We start from the raw sequence: 18,276 nt of genomic DNA, 5'->3' as shown, positions 1-18,276 counted from the left end.
AACGCGGAACAAGAGCGGCGTTCGCCGGTGCACCGGCCGGTTGCCAGAGATGCGGAACTGAAACGAATCCAACAATGCGCCAGACCTCTTCTTCTTCCGTCCCTCCGCGCGACACGCCGGAGTCCAGCGCCGCCCCGTCCTCGGGACCCCTGGCCCAGGGGCGGGAATTCGTCTGGACCAACGCGGATTTCTCCCGTGTGCAGGCACTCATCTACCAGCGCGCAGGCATCAGCCTGCACGACGGCAAGCACGCCATGGTCTACAGCCGGCTGTCCCGGCGCCTGAGGGAAACGGGACATACCAGCTTCCACGAATACCTGAGCTGGCTGGAAAACCACGACGGGCCGGAATGGCAGGAGTTCGTCAACGCACTGACGACCAACCTCACTGCATTCTTCCGCGAGCAGCACCATTTCGAGATCCTTTCGGGACTGCTGCGCAGCCGCCCCTCCGGGCCCTGGAGCGTCTGGTGCAATGCTGCCTCCACGGGGGAGGAGCCATATTCCATCGTGATGACCGCGATCGAATCGCTGGGGGCCAGTGCGCCCTTCAAGCTCACGGCGAGCGATATCGATTCCCGCGTGCTGGCCACTGCTTCCGAGGGCGTGTACCGGCTGGACAGCGTGAAGGGGCTGAGCCCCGAACGGCTCCAGAAATTCTTTCTGCGGGGCAAGGGCCCGAACGCCGGCCTGGCGCGGGTCAAGCCCGAACTGCGGCGCGCCATCGAATTCATGAGCGTCAACCTGATCCGCGACGACTGGCCATTCCGCGAGCCCTTCGACGTGGTCTTCTGCCGCAATGTGATGATCTATTTCGATGCACCCACGCAGCGCAGGGTCCTGGAGAAGATCCACCGCGTGCTGAAGCCGGGGGGCATGCTGTTCGTCGGGCACGCGGAAAACTTCAGCGAATCCCGTGACCTGTTCAATTTGCGCGGCAAGACCGTCTATGAGCGCCGATAAAGGCCGCATTCCGCAAGAAGCCCTCCATGACCCCAAACCGCCCTGGCTCCCTTCCCGCGTCTGGTGCTTCGTCCCCTTCCTCGTCACTCGACGGGGCTGACCGCCGCCGGGCTCCCCGCATTGCGCCTCTGAGCGCCGATATCTATTCGGCCCCGGCGGCACCCGCCAAACAATCGACGCTGCAGGAACTGAAGGCCCGCTCCCGCCGTCCTGGCGAGGCATCCTTCTTCTTCTTCGACCACCATTTCCAGCACAACGCGGTCAAGGTGCTGCCCGGAGAGTACTTCGTGTCGGACGAGAACCTCGTGATCATGACGGTGCTCGGGTCCTGCATCGCCGCCTGCCTCTGGGACAGCCGCAGCCGCGTCGGCGGAATGAACCACTTCATGCTGCCCGACGGCGACTCCAACGACGTCTCCGGCCGCTATGGGTCCTATGCCATGGAACTGCTCATCAATGAGATGCTGAAGCTGGGCGCGCGCAGGGAAACCATGCAGGCCAAGGTCTTCGGGGGCGGGCAGGTCATGCACAATTTCACCACCATGAACGTGGGAGAGCGGAACACCACCTTCGTGATGAATTACCTGCAGACGGAGCGAATTCCCATCGTTTCCGAGGACGTGCTCGATATCTACCCTCGGAAAGTGGTATTTTTCCCCGTGACGGGCAAGGCCATGGTCAAGCGGCTGGCCCACGCCCATCCGGAGGCCCTGGTCGCGCAGGACGTCAAGGGCAATGCGGCCACCGTGGCCAAGGCCACGGCCGGCGGGTCTGTGGACCTGTTTTGATTGAGAAGGACAAGAGGGAATGAGCAGGAAGATCCGGGTGATCGTGGTGGATGACTCCGCGCTGGTGCGCAGTCTGCTGTCGGAGATCATCAATCGGCAGCACGACATGGAGTGCATCGGGACGGCCAACGATCCGCTCATCGCCCGGGAAATGATCCGCGAGATGAATCCCGACGTGATCACGCTGGACGTGGAAATGCCGCGCATGGACGGCATCGACTTCCTGGGCCGGCTGATGCGTCTGCGCCCCATGCCCGTCGTGATGATCTCCACCCTCACGGAGCGCGGGGCGGAAGTCACCATGAAGGCCCTGGAGCTGGGGGCCGTCGATTTCGTGGCCAAGCCGCGCGTGGGACTGTCCAGCGGCCTCAGCGAACTCGCGACGCAGATCGTGGACAAGATCCGCGTGGCCGCCGTGGCCCAGGTGCGCAGGGCGCCCGCGCCGCGCCCGGCCGACAGATCCGCGCAGACGGGTGCGTCGGCGCCTCCCGCGCCGGCCGCCACGCTGCTGGGCCGCCTCTCCACCGAAAAGCTCATCTGTATCGGCGCGTCCACTGGCGGGACGGAAGCCATCCGTGAAGTGCTCGTGCAGATGCCGGCGGATTCCCCCGCCATCGTCATCACGCAACACATGCCGCCCGGCTTCACGACGAGTTTCGCTGCCCGGCTCAATGGTCTTTGCCAGATCACTGTCAAGGAGGCGGTGAACGGTGAGCGGATCCTGCCGGGCCATGCCTACATCGCTCCGGGCGGCAAGCAGTTCCATGTCGCCCGCAGCGGCGCCAACTACGTGGCCGTGGTGGACGACGGCCCCCCGGTGAACCGCCACAAGCCCTCGGTGGAGGTGCTCTTCAAGTCCGCAGCTGCCGTGGTCGGCAAGAATGCGTTCGGCGTCATGCTTACCGGCATGGGTAACGACGGTGCTGCCGCCATGCGCGAAATGAAGGACGCCGGCAGCTATAACTACGTGCAGGACGAAGCCAGCTGCATCGTCTTCGGCATGCCCCGCGAGGCGATCGCGCACGGTGCCGCCGACGAGGTCCTGCCGCTCACCCAGATCGCTCCCGCGCTGATCACCCGCCTGCGCGGCGCGACGGACCGCCTGCACCACCGCATCTGAGGCATCGCAGCGGGCAGCGGCGCGCAGGAGCGCCGCCCCCCCGCCTGCGCCTCACTGCTCGGACAGCTCTGTCCAGCGCTCGAGGGCTGCCATCAGTTCGTCCTCGATTTCCCCTTCCCGTGTGTGCAGCGCCGCGGCCTGCGCGCCGTCGCGGACATAAAGACTGCCATCCGCCAGTTCCGCACGTATCGCGTTCTGCTCCGCCTCGAGGGCCGCAATGCGCTCCGGAAGCAACTCCAGTTCCCGCTGCTCCTTGTAGCTGAGCTTCTTTTTCGCCGGTGCGGTGCGCCTGGCGGATGGTGCCGGTGCTTCCTTGTCCACCGGCTCCTGGGCCGCCGGGCGGGCGGGGGCTCCGGCCAGGGCCCGGCTGCGCCGCGACTGCTCCAGCCAATCCTGCACGCCGCCCTCGTATTCGCGCCACCGCGCATCGCCCTCATAGGCAATGGTGCTGGTGACGACGTTGTCCAGGAACATCCGGTCGTGGCTGACCAGGAAAACCGTGCCGTCATAGGACTGGAGCAGTTCTTCCAGCAGATCCAGCGTATCGATGTCCAGGTCGTTGGTGGGTTCGTCCAGCACGAGCACATTGGCCGGGCGTGCGAAAAGGCGCGCCAGCAGCAGGCGGTTGCGCTCCCCGCCGGACAGGGACCTCACGGGAGACTGGGCCCGCGCAGGCGAGAAGAGGAAGTCCGACAGATAGCTCTTGACGTGCTTGCGCTGCTTCCCGATCTCGATCCATTCGCTGCCCGGGCTGATGAAATCTTCCAGGGTCGCATCGAGATCCAGCGCGTGGCGCATCTGGTCGAAATACGCGACTTCCAGATGCGCGCCCCGGCGGACACTGCCGCTGTCCGGCGCCAGCTCGCCCAGGATCAGCTTCAGCAGTGTCGTCTTGCCGGCGCCATTGGGCCCGACCAGCCCCACCTTGTCCCCACGGAGGATCGTGGCGGAAAAGTCCTGCACGATGGCTTTGTCCCCGAACGCCTTGGTCACGTGGGCCAGCTCTGCCACGATCTTTCCCTGGTAGCCCGACGCGGATCCGGACGCGATGTCCATCCGGACACTTCCCAGCGCGTCCCGGCGCGCTGCGCGGTTGGCCCGCAGGGCTTCCAGCCGGCTGATGCGGCTCTGGCTGCGGGTGCGGCGCGCCTCCACTCCCTTGCGTATCCATACCTCTTCCTGGGCCAGCAGCTTGTCGGCCTTGGCGGCGATCACCGCTTCCTGTGCCAGTTGCTCGGCTTTCTGTTGCACGTACTGCCCGAAGTTGCCCGGGAAAGACAGCAGGCGCCCCCGGTCGAGTTCGACGATCCGGGTGGAAATGCGGTCCAGGAACGCGCGGTCGTGCGTGATCGTGACCACGCTGCCTGGAAACGCCAGCAGCAACTCCTCCAGCCATTCGATGGAATCCACATCGAGGTGGTTGGTCGGCTCGTCGAGGAGCAGTACGTCCGGCCGGGCCACCAGCGCCTGCGCGAGGGCGACCCGCTTTTTAAGGCCGCCGGACAGGTCTCCCACGCGGGCCTGTGGATCCAGGTGCAGCCGCTGCATCGTTTCCTCAACCCTGCGCTCCCAATTCCAGCCGTCCACGGCTTCGATCTCCGTCTGCAGCGTATCGAGATCGGCTCCGGTGGCATTCTCGTAGCGCTGCCGCAGTGCGACCACGTGAGCCAGTCCCGCTGCCGTGGACTCGAACACCGTATGCCCCGCGTCCAGCAGCGGCTCCTGCGCCACATAGGCGATCCGCAGGCCCTGCTGAACGTGCAGGGCACCATCATCCGTATGTGCCAGCCCCCCCAGAATCTTGAGCAGGGACGACTTGCCAGCGCCGTTGCGGCCGATCAGTCCCACGCGCTCGCCTGCCTCCAGGGAAAAATCGGCATGGTCCAGCAGGGCGGTATGCCCGAAGGCCAACTGGGCGTCTAGAAGGGAGATGAGAGCCATAGATAGATAGTGGAATGCCTAACCAGGGAGACGCCGTGCCCCTTTGATTGGGTGGGTTTGCAAAAATGCACGTGCGACGCGAAATTGTTGCTATACTAGCGGGCTTCGCTACTGAGATTGCTGCGATTCCTGATGGGGTTGTGGTGGAAGCAGGTGGCGAGGGCGGTAGAAGAAAAGTTTTGCTGAGAGTTGCGCTGGTAGAAAAAACTGGTGTAGAATTCAAGGCTTCGCTGATCTGAGGTGCTGCAAGAGATTGCGGTGGTTGAGGTTGGCGGGTGGTTGGAAGTTGAAAGACGAATAACCACAAAGTTTGACAGGACTTTAAAAACCTGTTAGAATTCGAGGCTCCGCTGATTGCAGCGAGTCAAGAAGAAAAGAGAAATCTGATCTTCTGGTTCCTTAAAAATATACAGCCGATAAGCGTGGGCGTTTGATGGCGAGTGCCAAGTTCTTCGGAACTAGTGCTTAGCACTACAAACGCTCATGAGAATAGAAGTGAAGTTCACTTCAATTCCGTTTTTATGAGTGAAGTCGAAAGACTTTAAATTTCAAGATCGAACTGTAGAGTTTGATCCTGGCTCAGATTGAACGCTGGCGGCATGCCTTACACATGCAAGTCGAACGGTAACAGGTCTTCGGATGCTGACGAGTGGCGAACGGGTGAGTAATACATCGGAACGTGCCCGATCGTGGGGGATAACGAGGCGAAAGCTTTGCTAATACCGCATAAGATCTATGGATGAAAGCAGGGGACCGCAAGGCCTTGCGCGAACGGAGCGGCCGATGGCAGATTAGGTAGTTGGTGGGGTAAAGGCTTACCAAGCCTACGATCTGTAGCTGGTCTGAGAGGACGACCAGCCACACTGGGACTGAGACACGGCCCAGACTCCTACGGGAGGCAGCAGTGGGGAATTTTGGACAATGGGCGCAAGCCTGATCCAGCCATGCCGCGTGCAGGATGAAGGCCTTCGGGTTGTAAACTGCTTTTGTACGGAACGAAAAGCCTTCTTCTAATAAAGGGAGGTCATGACGGTACCGTAAGAATAAGCACCGGCTAACTACGTGCCAGCAGCCGCGGTAATACGTAGGGTGCAAGCGTTAATCGGAATTACTGGGCGTAAAGCGTGCGCAGGCGGTGATGTAAGACAGATGTGAAATCCCCGGGCTCAACCTGGGAACTGCATTTGTGACTGCATCGCTGGAGTACGGCAGAGGGGGATGGAATTCCGCGTGTAGCAGTGAAATGCGTAGATATGCGGAGGAACACCGATGGCGAAGGCAATCCCCTGGGCCTGTACTGACGCTCATGCACGAAAGCGTGGGGAGCAAACAGGATTAGATACCCTGGTAGTCCACGCCCTAAACGATGTCAACTGGTTGTTGGGTCTTCACTGACTCAGTAACGAAGCTAACGCGTGAAGTTGACCGCCTGGGGAGTACGGCCGCAAGGTTGAAACTCAAAGGAATTGACGGGGACCCGCACAAGCGGTGGATGATGTGGTTTAATTCGATGCAACGCGAAAAACCTTACCCACCTTTGACATGTACGGAATCCTTTAGAGATAGAGGAGTGCTCGAAAGAGAACCGTAACACAGGTGCTGCATGGCTGTCGTCAGCTCGTGTCGTGAGATGTTGGGTTAAGTCCCGCAACGAGCGCAACCCTTGCCATTAGTTGCTACGAAAGGGCACTCTAATGGGACTGCCGGTGACAAACCGGAGGAAGGTGGGGATGACGTCAAGTCCTCATGGCCCTTATAGGTGGGGCTACACACGTCATACAATGGCTGGTACAGAGGGTTGCCAACCCGCGAGGGGGAGCTAATCCCATAAAGCCAGTCGTAGTCCGGATCGCAGTCTGCAACTCGACTGCGTGAAGTCGGAATCGCTAGTAATCGCGGATCAGAATGTCGCGGTGAATACGTTCCCGGGTCTTGTACACACCGCCCGTCACACCATGGGAGCGGGTTCTGCCAGAAGTAGGTAGCCTAACCGTAAGGAGGGCGCTTACCACGGCAGGGTTCGTGACTGGGGTGAAGTCGTAACAAGGTAGCCGTATCGGAAGGTGCGGCTGGATCACCTCCTTTCTGGAAAACAGCATTCAATATTGAACGCCCACACTTATCGGTTGTTGGAAGAAGTCGGTGCTAACCGACATGGGTCTGTAGCTCAGCTGGTTAGAGCACCGTCTTGATAAGGCGGGGGTCGTTGGTTCGAGCCCAACTAGACCCACCAAATCTTCCGAACATAAGATGCGAGGATCAGTGGGGGATTAGCTCAGCTGGGAGAGCACCTGCTTTGCAAGCAGGGGGTCGTCGGTTCGATCCCGTCATCCTCCACCAACCAATACGCCCTGCGGTAGGGTGAAGAAACTAACACCAAAGCGGCTTCGCGAGAGGCCTCTTTGTTGTTGGTCCGGTATAGACCGGGTCAATCGGCTGTTCTTTAAAAATTCATAGAGTCGAATCAGCGTTGCCGGCGGAAAGCAGGAAACTGCACCGTGCCGCCGGTGACAAAAATTTGATTGCGTCAAAACGAATGTTCAATTGAGCGAAAGCTTGTTGAAATTCAGTAATGACGAATTGTTCTCTAGGTAGCAATACCGAAGAAGAATTCACATTACGGCATAACGCGCGAGGTGAAAGACCTCGCAAGTCCTTGAAAGAAAGCGGAGATGTCTCGCAAGAGATGTCAAAGTTATAGGGTCAAGTGACTAAGAGCATGTGGTGGATGCCTTGGCGATGATAGGCGACGAAAGACGTGATAGCCTGCGATAAGCTTCGGGGAGCTGGCAAATAAGCTTTGATCCGGAGATTTCTGAATGGGGAAACCCACCTCGCAAGAGGTATCGCATGATGAATACATAGTCATGCGAGGCGAACCGGGTGAACTGAAACATCTCAGTAGCTCGAGGAAAAGACATCAACCGAGATTCCGAAAGTAGTGGCGAGCGAAATCGGAGGAGCCTTCTAGTGATAGCACGACTGTTAACAAAACGGAATGGAAAGTCCGGCCATAGTAGGTGATAGCCCTGTATGTGAAAGCAGACGTGTGGTACTGAGCTAGAGAAAAGTAGGGCGGGGCACGAGAAACCCTGTCTGAATATGGGGGGACCATCCTCCAAGGCTAAATACTCATCATCGACCGATAGTGAACAAGTACCGTGAGGGAAAGGCGAAAAGAACCCCGGGAGGGGAGTGAAATAGATCCTGAAACCGCATGCTTACAAAAAGTCGGAGCCCGCAAGGGTGACGGCGTACCTTTTGTATAATGGGTCAGCGACTTACATTCAGTGGCAAGGTTAACCGAATAGGGAAGCCGTAGAGAAATCGAGTCCGAATAGGGCGTCCAGTCGCTGGGTGTAGACCCGAAACCAAGTGATCTATCCATGGCCAGGATGAAGGTGCCGTAACAGGTACTGGAGGTCCGAACCGACTAGTGTTGCAAAACTAGCGGATGAGCTGTGGATAGGGGTGAAAGGCTAAACAAACTTGGAAATAGCTGGTTCTCTCCGAAAACTATTTAGGTAGTGCCTCAAGTATTACCTTCGGGGGTAGAGCACTGTTTTGGCTAGGGGGTCATGGCGACTTACCAAACCAAGGCAAACTCCGAATACCGAAGAGTAGAGCTTGGGAGACAGAGCACCGGGTGCTAACGTCCGGACTCAAGAGGGAAACAACCCAGACCGCCAGCTAAGGTCCCTAAAATTGGCTAAGTGGGAAACGAAGTGGGAAGGCTAAAACAGTCAGGATGTTGGCTTAGAAGCAGCCATCATTTAAAGAAAGCGTAATAGCTCACTGATCGAGTCGTCCTGCGCGGAAGATGTAACGGGGCTAAGCCAGTTACCGAAGCTGCGGATGCACAGTTTACTGTGCGTGGTAGGAGAGCGTTCTGTAAGCCTGTGAAGGTGTCTGGTAACGGATGCTGGAGGTATCAGAAGTGCGAATGCTGACATGAGTAGCGTTAAAGGGGGTGAAAAGCCCCCTCGCCGTAAGCGCAAGGTTTTCTACGCAACGTTCATCGGCGTAGAGTGAGTCGGCCCCTAAGGCGAGGCAGAGATGCGTAGTTGATGGGAAACAGGTCAATATTCCTGTACCGATGTGTAGTGCGATGTGGGGACGGAGAAGGTTAGCTCAGCCAACTGTTGGATATGTTGGTTCAAGCCTGTAGTCGTGCCCGGTAGGCAAATCCGCCGGGCTTAGATGAGGGGTGATAACGAGTCTGCTTGCAGACGAAGTGAGTGATACCCTGCTTCCAGGAAAAGCCACTAAGCTTCAGCTACACACGACCGTACCGCAAACCGACACTGGTGCGCGAGATGAGTATTCTAAGGCGCTTGAGAGAACTCAGGAGAAGGAACTCGGCAAATTGATACCGTAACTTCGGGAGAAGGTATGCCGCAAGTAGGTGAACTTGTACAAAGGGAGCCCAAAGCGGTTGCAAAAAATCGGTGGCTGCGACTGTTTAATAAAAACACAGCACTCTGCAAACACGAAAGTGGACGTATAGGGTGTGACGCCTGCCCGGTGCTGGAAGATTAAATGATGGGGTGCAAGCTCTTGATTGAAGTCCCAGTAAACGGCGGCCGTAACTATAACGGTCCTAAGGTAGCGAAATTCCTTGTCGGGTAAGTTCCGACCTGCACGAATGGCGTAACGATGGCCACACTGTCTCCTCCTGAGACTCAGCGAAGTTGAAATGTTTGTGATGATGCAATCTCCCCGCGGAAAGACGGAAAGACCCCATGAACCTTTACTGTAGCTTTGTATTGGACTTTGAACGGATCTGTGTAGGATAGGTGGGAGGCTTTGAAGTGAGGACGCTAGTTCTCATGGAGCCAACGTTGAAATACCACCCTGGTGCGTTTGAGGTTCTAACCTAGGTCCCTTATCGGGATCGGGGACAGTGCATGGTAGGCAGTTTGACTGGGGCGGTCTCCTCCCAAAGCGTAACGGAGGAGTTCGAAGGTACGCTAGGTACGGTCGGACATCGTGCTAATAGTGCAATGGCATAAGCGTGCTTAACTGCGAGACTGACAAGTCGAGCAGATGCGAAAGCAGGACATAGTGATCCGGTGGTTCTGTATGGAAGGGCCATCGCTCAACGGATAAAAGGTACTCTGGGGATAACAGGCTGATACCGCCCAAGAGTTCATATCGACGGCGGTGTTTGGCACCTCGATGTCGGCTCATCTCATCCTGGGGCTGTAGCCGGTCCCAAGGGTATGGCTGTTCGCCATTTAAAGAGGTACGTGAGCTGGGTTTAAAACGTCGTGAGACAGTTTGGTCCCTATCTTCCGTGGGCGCTGCAGATTTGAGGAAGCCTGCTCCTAGTACGAGAGGACCGGAGTGGACACACCTCTGGTGTATCGGTTGTCACGCCAGTGGCATTGCCGAGTAGCTAAGTGTGGAAGAGATAACCGCTGAAAGCATCTAAGCGGGAAACTCGTTTCAAGATGAGATCTGCCGGGGCCTTGAGCCCCCTGAAGAGTCGTTCAAGACCAGGACGTTGATAGGCTGGGTGTGGAAGGCGTGCAAGCGCTTAAGCTAACCAGTACTAATTGCTCGTGCGGCTTGACCCTATAACTTTGACAACACCGTCAAGGTTGTTATGCCAAGTGACGCAATCAAACACAAACTGATTCACTCTATGAATTCGCCGTCATGCCACAAAGGCACGACAGCAACCCTTTATGCCTGATGACCATAGCAAGTTGGTCCCACTCCTTCCCATCCCGAACAGGACAGTGAAACGACTTTGCGCCGATGATAGTGCGGGTTCCCGTGTGAAAGTAGGTCATCGTCAGGCTCCTACAGCCCAAACCGCCCTCAGATCCACTCAGATCTGAGGGCGTTTTGCTTTTTGCATTCAAACCACCTCGTTTTTACCTGCGTGGCAGCCGCTGCACGTCGCAACGACGTGGCACCCGTTTCGGGTGGCCCGGCAGTTCTCCCTTCGTGATTTCCCCTGCGGTCTTTGTGCCGGGCCTGGAGCATGTGCATCATGAGCGGGTACATCCGCAACTTGCGCCGGTGTGGGCTACGGTAGGATTGACGTGCGCGTCAATGCGATGCGCGCTTCCTGCTGCTCCCACATCTCTGCTGTCCCTGTCATGGCCGTCACCTACACCATCAGCGATCTCGCCAAAGAGTTCGACCTCACGACGCGTGCGATGCGCTTCTACGAAGACATGGGGCTGTTGCAGCCCGAGCGCTCCGGGCCGGGAGGGCGCACCCGGATCTACTCTGCCAGGGACCGCACGCGCCTGCGATTGACGCTGCGTGCGAAGCGTCTGGGTCTTTCGCTGGCGGAGGCCAAATCCATCATCGACCTGTATGACAGCCCCAGGGACACCGGCGTACAGCTGCGGAAGTTCCTGGACGTGCTGGCGAGCCATCGACAGCAGTTGGAGGAGCAGATGGCGGATCTGCAGGCGAACCTCGACGAGATCCGGGAACACGAAAGGGAAGCACGATCGTTGCTCTCCAAGGTGGAGAAATCCGGCAAAGGCCGGAATGCCTCATAATTGACGTTTACGTAAACGTCATTGTGTCTGCTGTGCAGCATGCCTCGGTTGGAGGCGTGCCGAAGGCAGCCTTTGCCCATCCCTTCAAGGAGACAACCCTATGAGCATTTCCTCGTTGCCCGGACTGAACTTTCAATTGGGTGAAGACATCGACGCGCTGCGCGATGCAGTGCGGGAGTTCGCACAGGCCGAGATCGCGCCCCGCGCCGGAGAGATCGACCGGGACGATCAGTTTCCGATGGATCTCTGGCGCAAGATGGGCGAGCTGGGAGTGCTGGGCATCACGGTCTCCGAAGCCTATGGTGGGGCGCAGATGGGCTATCTTGCCCACATGGTGGCGATGGAGGAGATTTCCCGCGCCAGCGCGTCGGTGGGGCTGTCCTATGGTGCGCACAGCAATCTGTGCGTGAACCAGATCCACCGCAACGGCTCGGAGGAGCAAAAGCGCAAGTACCTGCCGAAGCTGGTGTCCGGCGAGCATGTCGGAGCCCTGGCCATGAGCGAGCCCGGCGCGGGTTCGGATGTCATCAGCATGAAGCTCCGGGCCGAAGACAGGGGCGGCTACTACCTGCTCAACGGCAGCAAGATGTGGATCACGAACGGCCCGGACGCCGATACGCTGGTGGTCTATGCCAAGACCGAGCCGGAACTGGGGGCGCGCGGCGTCACCGCCTTCCTGATCGAGAAGGGCATGAAGGGCTTCAGCATTGCGCAGAAGCTCGACAAGCTGGGCATGCGAGGCAGCCACACCGGGGAGCTGGTGTTCGAGAATGTGGAGGTGCCAGCCTCGCAGGTGCTCGGCCAGGTGAACGGCGGGGCGAAGGTGCTCATGAGCGGGCTGGACTACGAGCGCGCAGTGCTTACGGGAGGGCCGCTGGGCATCATGCAGTCCGTGATGGACAACGTGGTGCCCTATATCCACGACCGCAGGCAATTCGGCCAGAGCATCGGCGAGTTCCAGCTCATCCAGGGCAAGGTGGCGGACATGTACACGGTGCTCCAGGCGGGGCGCTCCTTCGCATACACCGTGGCGAAGAATCTGGACATGCTCGGCACGGAGCACGTCCGGCAGGTGCGCAAGGACTGCGCCTCGGTCATTCTGTGGTGCGCGGAGAAGGCGACTTGGATGGCCGGAGAGGGCATCCAGATCTTCGGCGGCAACGGATACATCAACGAGTATCCGCTCGGCCGCCTCTGGCGGGATGCGAAACTCTACGAGATCGGCGCCGGCACCAGCGAGATCCGCCGCATGCTGATCGGCCGGGAACTGTTTGCCGAGACCGCCTGACTTTTGTACAACGCTCCAGAAAGAAGCCTGATGACCGCTCCCAGCATCGATGAATTGTTCGTCCACAACCGCGCATGGGCCGCACAGATGGAACGGGAGCGTCCTGGCTTTTTCACGGAGCTGATGGCGCAGCAGAAGCCGCGGTACATGTGGGTGGGCTGCTCGGACAGCCGGGTTCCCGCCAACCAGATCACGGGGCTGGAGCCGGGCGAGGTGTTCGTGCACCGGAACGTCGCGAATGTGGTCGTGCCCACCGATCTGAACTGTCTCTCGACCATCCAGTATGCAGTGGACCAGTTGCAGGTGGAGCACCTGATGGTCGTGGGCCACTATGGCTGCGGTGGCGTTCGCGCCGCGCTGGAGGGCGTTCGCGTGGGGCTGGCCGACAACTGGATCCGCCATGTGAAGGATGTCCGGGACCGCCACAAGGAGCTGATCGCCGCCACGCCGGCAGATCTGCAGCTCGACGTGCTGTGCGAGCTCAATGCCATCGAGCAGGTGGTGAACGTGGCGCAGACGACGGTGATGGCCGACGCCTGGGGCCGCGGGCAGAAGGTGACGCTGCATGGCTGGTGCTACGGCCTCAAGGATGGGCTGATCAACAACCTCCACATGACGGTGTCGGGCATCCAGGGACTGGATTCCGTGTACAAGGCGGCGATTCAGGGCGTGGCCAACCGCCTGCGGGGATAGGTCGCCACCACTTTCCGGCAACGTGTCGATGGAGCCAGCAGCCATGTTTCCACGGCGTCTCGATTCTCCTGCCGCATACGGCATCGCGCAGGCGATGATGGACGGCTTCAATCGCCATTACCGGCTGTTCCGTGCCGAGTCGGCGCGCGCGAAGCACCGCTTCGAGACGTCCGACTGGTCGAGCCAGCAGCGCGCGCAGCGCGAGCGCATCGAGTTCTACGACCTGCGCGTGAAGGAGTGCGTGCGCAGGCTCGAGAAGGAGTTTTCCGCAGGTGCGCAGCCGATGGACGTGTGGCACCAGGTGAAGCTGCACTACATCGGCCTGCTGGTGGGGCACCGGCAGCCCGAGCTGGCCGAGACGTTCTTCAATTCGGTCACGACCAAGATCCTGCACCGCACGCACTTCCACAACGACTTCATTTTCGTGCGGCCGGCCATCAGCACGGAGTACCTCGAGAACGACGAGCCCGGGTCGCGGCCGACCTACCGGGCCTACTACCCTTCGCCGGAGACGTTGCATGAGACGCTGGTGCGCGTCGTGGACAACTTCCAGCTGCAGGGCGAGTTCGAGGATCTGGCGCGCGACGCAGCGCGCGTGGCGGACGTGATGCGCCCTCGGCTCGGGCCGGCGAAGTGGCGTGCGAATTTCCAGATCCAGGTGCTGTCCAGCCTGTTCTACCGCAACAAGGGCGCGTACCTGGTAGGCAAGGTGATCAACGGGTTCCAGGAGCTCGCGTTCGCGCTGCCGATCCTGCACGGCGCCGGTGGCCGCTACGTGATCGACGCGGCGCTGTTCGGCGAGGACGATCTGCAGATGCTGTTCAGCTTCGCCCGGGCCTATTTCATGGTGGACATGGAGATCCCGAGCGCGTATGTGCAGTTCCTGCGCAGCCTGATGCCACGCAAGCCGCGGGCGGAACTCTACAACGCGCTGGGGCTGGCCAAGCAGGGCAAGACGCTTTTCTACCGGGACTTCCTGCACCACCTGCGCTACTCGAGCGATCGCTTCCGCATCGCTCCGGGGATCAAGGGCATGGTGATGCTGGTGTTCGACCTGCCTTCGTTTCCCTTCGTCTTCAAGGTCATCAAGGACTACTACCCTCCGCAGAAGGACACCACACGGGAGCAGATCAAGGGCAAGTACCTGCTGGTGAAACAGCACGACCGGGTGGGCCGCATGGCGGACACGCTGGAATACAGCGAGGTGGCTTTCCCGCGCGAGCGCTTCGAGGACGATCTGATCGCCGAGATCGAGAAGTTCGCGCCCAGCCAGCTGGAGATCAGCGACCGCGACGGGGACGGCAATGTCGAGGTGATCCTCAAGCACGTGTACATCGAGCGGCGCATGATTCCGCTGAACATCTATCTGCAGGAGGCGTTCGATGCCGGCCCGGACGACGTGCGCGCGCGGCAGCAGATGGAGCGCAGCGTGGTCGAGTACGGCAATGCGATCAAGGACCTCGTGGCGGCCAACATCTTTCCCGGCGACATGCTGTGGAAGAACTTCGGCGTCACCCGCAACGGCAAGGTCGTTTTCTACGACTACGACGAGATCGAGTACCTCACCGACTGTCATTTCCGGAAGGTGCCGGCGCCGCGCAACGAAGAGGACGAGCTTTCGGGCGAGGTCTGGTGGGCCGTGGGGCCGCGCGACGTGTTTCCCGAAACCTTCGGACCTTTCCTGCTGGGCAACGATGCCGTGCGGGAAGTGTTCATGCGCCACCATGCGGACCTGCTCGATCCGGTCTTCTGGCAGTCGCACAAGGAGCGCATCCAGGCCGGACACATGTACGACGTATTTCCCTACGACCCCGAGCGGCGCTTCGGCGCCGACACCGGCTCGCCGGCCTGAATCCCATGCCGCGCGGCGCGGCCGGGTTCGCCTGCCGCGCCGTTCTTCCCTGATCCGTATCCAGCACTTTCACAGGAGACTCCGAATGCAGCAAGATCCCATCGTCATCATCGGTGCCGCACGCACGCCCATGGGGGCCTTCCAGGGCGATTTCTCGGGCCTGGCCGCCCATGATCTGGGCGGCGTGGCGATCCGTGCGGCCGTGGAGCGCGCGGGCATTGCGCCGGAGAGCGTCGGCGAAGTGCTGTTCGGCAATTGCCTGATGGCGGGGCAAGGGCAGGCGCCCGCCCGCCAGGCCGGGTTCAAGGGAGGGCTGCCCAAGAGCGCCGGAGCCGTCACGCTGAGCAAGATGTGCGGTTCGGGGATGAAGGCCGCGATGTTCGCCCACGACATGCTCCTCGCGGGGACGCACGAAGTGATCGTGGCCGGCGGGATGGAGAGCATGACGAATGCGCCCTATCTGCTGCAGAAGGGTCGCGGCGGCTACCGGCTGGGCCATGACCGCATCTTCGACCACATGATGCTCGACGGGCTGGAGGATGCCTACGAGCCCGGGCGCTCGATGGGGACGTTCGGCGAGGATTGCGCGGCGAAGTATGGATTCACGCGCGAGCAGCAGGATGCATTCGCCGTGGCGAGCGTGCAGCGCGCGAAGGCGGCGACCGAGTCCGGGGCGTTTGCCGCCGAGATCGCACCGGTGACCGTGAAGACACGTGCCGCAGAGACGGTGGTGTCGGTGGACGAAGGACCGGGCAAGGTGCGGCTGGACAAGATTCCTGCGCTCAAGCCGGCGTTCAAGAAGGACGGGACCATCACGGCGGCATCGAGTTCGAGCATCAACGACGGCGCCGCGGCGCTGGTGATGGTGCGCGAGTCCACGGCCCGCCGTCTCGGCGCCGTGCCGATCGCACGCATCGCGGGCCATGCCATGCATGCGCAGGAGCCCAATTGGTTCACCACCGCGCCCGTGGGTGCCACGCAGAAGGCGCTGGCCAAGGCCGGCTGGAACGTGCAGGACGTGGACCTCTGGGAGGTGAACGAAGCCTTTGCGGTGGTGCCCATGGCGCTGATGAAGGAGCTGGACGTGGCCCACGACATCGTGAACGTGAACGGCGGAGCCTGCGCGCTGGGGCACCCGATCGGAGCGAGCGGCGCCCGCATCATCGTGACCCTGATCCATGCGCTGAAGGCGCGTGGCAAGCGGCGCGGGCTGGCCACGCTGTGCATCGGCGGTGGCGAAGGCACGGCCATGGCGATCGAACTGGTGTGAGCGCATCCGTGCCGGAGGATCGCTCCAGCCATCCCGTGCTGGTGATCGGGGCGTCGCGGGGCATCGGCCTGGAGTTCGTGCGCCAGTACCGCGAGGCGGGGCGGCGCGTGATCGCGACGGTGCGCGATGAGGCCGGACGCGCACGCGTGGGCGCGCTGGGCGCCGAGGTGCTGACGGTGGATGTGGCCCGGCCGGCCAGCGTGAGCGGCCTCGCCTGGCAGCTCGATGGCGAGAAGATCGGCCTGGCGCTGTACGTGGCCGGCGTGATCCGCCGCCCTGGAGCGCTCACGCCGCCGACGCAGGAGGATTTCGATGCGGTGATGCATACCAACGTGCTCGGCGCGATGCAGGCGCTGCCCCAGGTGGCGCCCCTGGTGGAGGACGCCCGTGGCGTGTTCGCGTTCCTCTCTTCCTCGATGTCGCTGATCGGCAGCGTGCCGAACAGCGGGTCGTGGCTGTACCGCACGAGCAAGGCCGCGCTGAACATGGCGGTGGCAGCCGCGCAGCACGACTATCCCCACGCGACGCTCGTCACGCTGGACCCGGGCTGGGTGCGTACGGACATGGGTGGGGCGGGGGGCATGCTGGAGGTGGCGGAGAGCGTCGGGCGCATGCGTACCGTTCTGGAAAGCGTCACTTCGGGTGACCGTGGGCGGCTGCTGCACCATGATGGAAGAAGGGCGGCGCAATGGTGAATGCCGGCCCTGCCAGGATGGCGGAGGTGGCCGCGTGAGCGCGCCGGTGTCCCATGGGGACAATCGTTTCAACCTGCTCCGGCTGGCGGCTGCCGTCGCGGTGCTGCTGTCGCACGGCGAATTTCTCTACCGCTTGACGCTGCCGGTTCCGTTCCCTGGGCACACCCTGGGTTCGCTGGCCGTCTATTGCTTCTTCTTCATCAGCGGATACCTGGTTTTCCAAAGCTGGGAACGCGAGCCCGCGCTGGGCGCTTTCTGGGTGAAGCGCGTGGCACGCATCTTTCCTGGATTGGTCGTCGCGAGCGCGTTTTCCGTGTGCGTGGTGGGTTGGGCCATGACGCGATTGCCGACCACGGAATACTGGACACACCCAGGCACGTGGCTCAATTTCTTCAACAATGCGGCGGGGATCGCGACGGTGCAGGTGCTGCCGGGCGTGTTCGAGTCCAATCCTTTCGCCCGGGCCGTGAACGGCTCGCTGTGGTCGATTCGCTATGAGCTGCTGATGTACGTGTTGCTGTCGGCGGCTGGCGTGGCGGGAGGGCTGCGGCGGCGCTGGATCTTTCCGGTGGCGGCGCTGGGGATGGCGGCATGGTGGTTCCTGGCCCGCCGCATGGACGCGGGTACTGTGGTGCCTGCCTGGCTGTCCGAGTTGTTCGGTGCGTCCGAGGTGTCCGCGCTCGGTGTGCTGTTCCTGCTGGGCTGCTCCTGCGCGGCGTACCGGCTACGCACCCATCCGTGGATGTGGTGCGCAGCCGCCTGCGGCGCATGGATCGCGTCCGTCGCTACCGGAGCGGGGAAGGTACAGATCGGGGTCTGGGCGGCGGTGGCGGCCGGCACTTTCTGGCTGGCCCACGCTGGAGTGCGCCGCTGGCAATGGAACGGTTTCCCGCGCGAGGATTTCTCCTATGGCGTCTATATCTATGCCTTCCCGATCCAGCAGGCGATCACGGAGATATGCCTGCACCGAGGGTGGGGCTTGCCTGTCTGCCTCGCGCTTTCGCTGGCGCTGACTTTCGCCATGGCCGCTTTTTCATGGCACTGCGTGGAAAAGCCCTGCATACGGCAAGGACGCCGTCTGGTGGACTGGTTGCGCGGTGCACGGCGCCCGGACATCCACTCTGCGGCGCAGTGAAGACCGGG

12 protein-coding genes, 2 tRNA genes and 3 rRNA genes are annotated in these 18,276 nt (G+C 61.0%); 16 read left to right on the top strand and 1 reads right to left on the bottom strand.

Features of this window, described 5'->3' with window-relative positions; all coding sequences use genetic code 11:
* The first annotated feature begins 74 nt into the window (after positions 1-74).
* The 3 genes from ACGHC0_RS22340 to ACGHC0_RS22330 are packed head-to-tail and all read left to right on the top strand — an operon-like array spanning position 75 to position 2,870.
* Positions 75-962 carry a CheR family methyltransferase gene (locus ACGHC0_RS22340; protein WP_368353017.1) on the top strand — a complete coding sequence of 296 codons (888 nt, stop codon included), beginning with the start codon at positions 75-77 and terminating at the stop codon, positions 960-962.
* A gap of 26 nt (positions 963-988) precedes the next feature.
* Positions 989-1,750: a chemoreceptor glutamine deamidase CheD gene (cheD, locus tag ACGHC0_RS22335; RefSeq protein ID WP_368353016.1), complete on the top strand. Its 762-nt coding sequence runs from the start codon at positions 989-991 to the stop codon at positions 1,748-1,750.
* Between the two features lie 19 nt (positions 1,751-1,769).
* Entirely contained in the window at positions 1,770-2,870 is a 1,101-nt protein-coding gene (locus tag ACGHC0_RS22330) for a protein-glutamate methylesterase/protein-glutamine glutaminase (RefSeq protein ID WP_368353015.1), read from the top strand.
* A gap of 51 nt (positions 2,871-2,921) precedes the next feature.
* Here ACGHC0_RS22330 and ACGHC0_RS22325 read toward each other — a convergent pair whose 3' ends face one another.
* Positions 2,922-4,811, bottom strand: coding sequence for an ATP-binding cassette domain-containing protein (locus tag ACGHC0_RS22325; RefSeq protein WP_415266806.1), 1,890 nt, complete (start codon positions 4,809-4,811; stop codon positions 2,922-2,924).
* A gap of 71 nt (positions 4,812-4,882) precedes the next feature.
* On the opposite strand from ACGHC0_RS22325, the gene ACGHC0_RS22320 reads away from it, so the two are divergent.
* From ACGHC0_RS22320 to ACGHC0_RS22260, 13 genes are all read left to right on the top strand, one after another.
* Positions 4,883-5,050 (top strand): hypothetical protein, encoded by a 168-nt coding sequence (locus ACGHC0_RS22320; RefSeq protein ID WP_415266805.1) that lies wholly within the window; start codon positions 4,883-4,885, stop codon positions 5,048-5,050.
* A 317-nt stretch (positions 5,051-5,367) separates the two neighbouring features.
* A 16S ribosomal RNA gene (locus ACGHC0_RS22315) occupies positions 5,368-6,896 on the top strand.
* 71 nt (positions 6,897-6,967) lie between these two features.
* Positions 6,968-7,044 (top strand) — tRNA-Ile (locus ACGHC0_RS22310).
* A 31-nt stretch (positions 7,045-7,075) separates the two neighbouring features.
* A tRNA-Ala gene (locus ACGHC0_RS22305) sits at positions 7,076-7,151 on the top strand.
* A gap of 361 nt (positions 7,152-7,512) precedes the next feature.
* A 23S ribosomal RNA gene (locus ACGHC0_RS22300) occupies positions 7,513-10,390 on the top strand.
* A gap of 114 nt (positions 10,391-10,504) precedes the next feature.
* Positions 10,505-10,617, top strand: a 5S ribosomal RNA gene (rrf, locus tag ACGHC0_RS22295).
* The 16S, 23S and 5S rRNA genes sit together here with 2 tRNA genes alongside, the layout of an rRNA operon.
* A gap of 304 nt (positions 10,618-10,921) precedes the next feature.
* Positions 10,922-11,335, top strand: a complete 414-nt coding sequence (locus tag ACGHC0_RS22290) for a MerR family transcriptional regulator (RefSeq protein WP_368353012.1) — start codon at positions 10,922-10,924, stop codon at positions 11,333-11,335.
* A gap of 100 nt (positions 11,336-11,435) precedes the next feature.
* A complete protein-coding gene (locus ACGHC0_RS22285) occupies positions 11,436-12,623 on the top strand; it encodes an isovaleryl-CoA dehydrogenase (RefSeq protein ID WP_368353011.1) in 1,188 nt (395 codons plus the stop codon).
* Between the two features lie 30 nt (positions 12,624-12,653).
* Positions 12,654-13,316, top strand: a complete 663-nt coding sequence (can, locus tag ACGHC0_RS22280) for a carbonate dehydratase (RefSeq protein ID WP_368353010.1) — start codon at positions 12,654-12,656, stop codon at positions 13,314-13,316.
* 43 nt (positions 13,317-13,359) lie between these two features.
* Complete coding sequence (gene aceK / locus ACGHC0_RS22275; protein WP_415266804.1) at positions 13,360-15,168, top strand: bifunctional isocitrate dehydrogenase kinase/phosphatase; 1,809 nt, start codon at positions 13,360-13,362, stop codon at positions 15,166-15,168.
* 85 nt (positions 15,169-15,253) lie between these two features.
* Entirely contained in the window at positions 15,254-16,438 is a 1,185-nt protein-coding gene (locus tag ACGHC0_RS22270; RefSeq protein WP_415266803.1) for an acetyl-CoA C-acyltransferase, read from the top strand.
* Positions 16,435-17,133, top strand: a complete 699-nt coding sequence (locus ACGHC0_RS22265; RefSeq protein ID WP_415266802.1) for an SDR family oxidoreductase — start codon at positions 16,435-16,437, stop codon at positions 17,131-17,133. Before ACGHC0_RS22270 ends, ACGHC0_RS22265 begins: the two co-directional genes overlap by 4 nt.
* Entirely contained in the window at positions 17,105-18,268 is a 1,164-nt protein-coding gene (locus tag ACGHC0_RS22260; protein WP_415266801.1) for an acyltransferase family protein, read from the top strand. Before ACGHC0_RS22265 ends, ACGHC0_RS22260 begins: the two co-directional genes overlap by 29 nt.
* The last annotated feature ends 8 nt before the right edge of the window (positions 18,269-18,276 follow it).

The organism is Acidovorax sacchari (assembly GCF_042847045.1).
GTDB classification, from domain to species: domain Bacteria; phylum Pseudomonadota; class Gammaproteobacteria; order Burkholderiales; family Burkholderiaceae_C; genus Paracidovorax; species Paracidovorax sacchari.
The sequence above is the reverse complement of the archived record's forward strand: the minus strand, read 5'-3'. Positions and strand labels throughout refer to the sequence as shown.

Coding starts and splice junctions, on each gene's coding strand:
- ACGHC0_RS22290 (WP_368353012.1), top strand. CDS start 10,922: ATGGCCGTCACCTACACCATCAGCGATCTCGCCAAAGAGTTCGACCTC.
- ACGHC0_RS22285 (WP_368353011.1), top strand. CDS start 11,436: ATGAGCATTTCCTCGTTGCCCGGACTGAACTTTCAATTGGGTGAAGAC.
- ACGHC0_RS22325 (WP_415266806.1), bottom strand. CDS start 4,811: ATGGCTCTCATCTCCCTTCTAGACGCCCAGTTGGCCTTCGGGCATACC.
- aceK (WP_415266804.1), top strand. CDS start 13,360: ATGTTTCCACGGCGTCTCGATTCTCCTGCCGCATACGGCATCGCGCAG.
- ACGHC0_RS22260 (WP_415266801.1), top strand. CDS start 17,105: ATGATGGAAGAAGGGCGGCGCAATGGTGAATGCCGGCCCTGCCAGGAT.
- ACGHC0_RS22330 (WP_368353015.1), top strand. CDS start 1,770: ATGAGCAGGAAGATCCGGGTGATCGTGGTGGATGACTCCGCGCTGGTG.
- ACGHC0_RS22340 (WP_368353017.1), top strand. CDS start 75: ATGCGCCAGACCTCTTCTTCTTCCGTCCCTCCGCGCGACACGCCGGAG.
- cheD (WP_368353016.1), top strand. CDS start 989: ATGACCCCAAACCGCCCTGGCTCCCTTCCCGCGTCTGGTGCTTCGTCC.
- ACGHC0_RS22270 (WP_415266803.1), top strand. CDS start 15,254: ATGCAGCAAGATCCCATCGTCATCATCGGTGCCGCACGCACGCCCATG.
- can (WP_368353010.1), top strand. CDS start 12,654: ATGACCGCTCCCAGCATCGATGAATTGTTCGTCCACAACCGCGCATGG.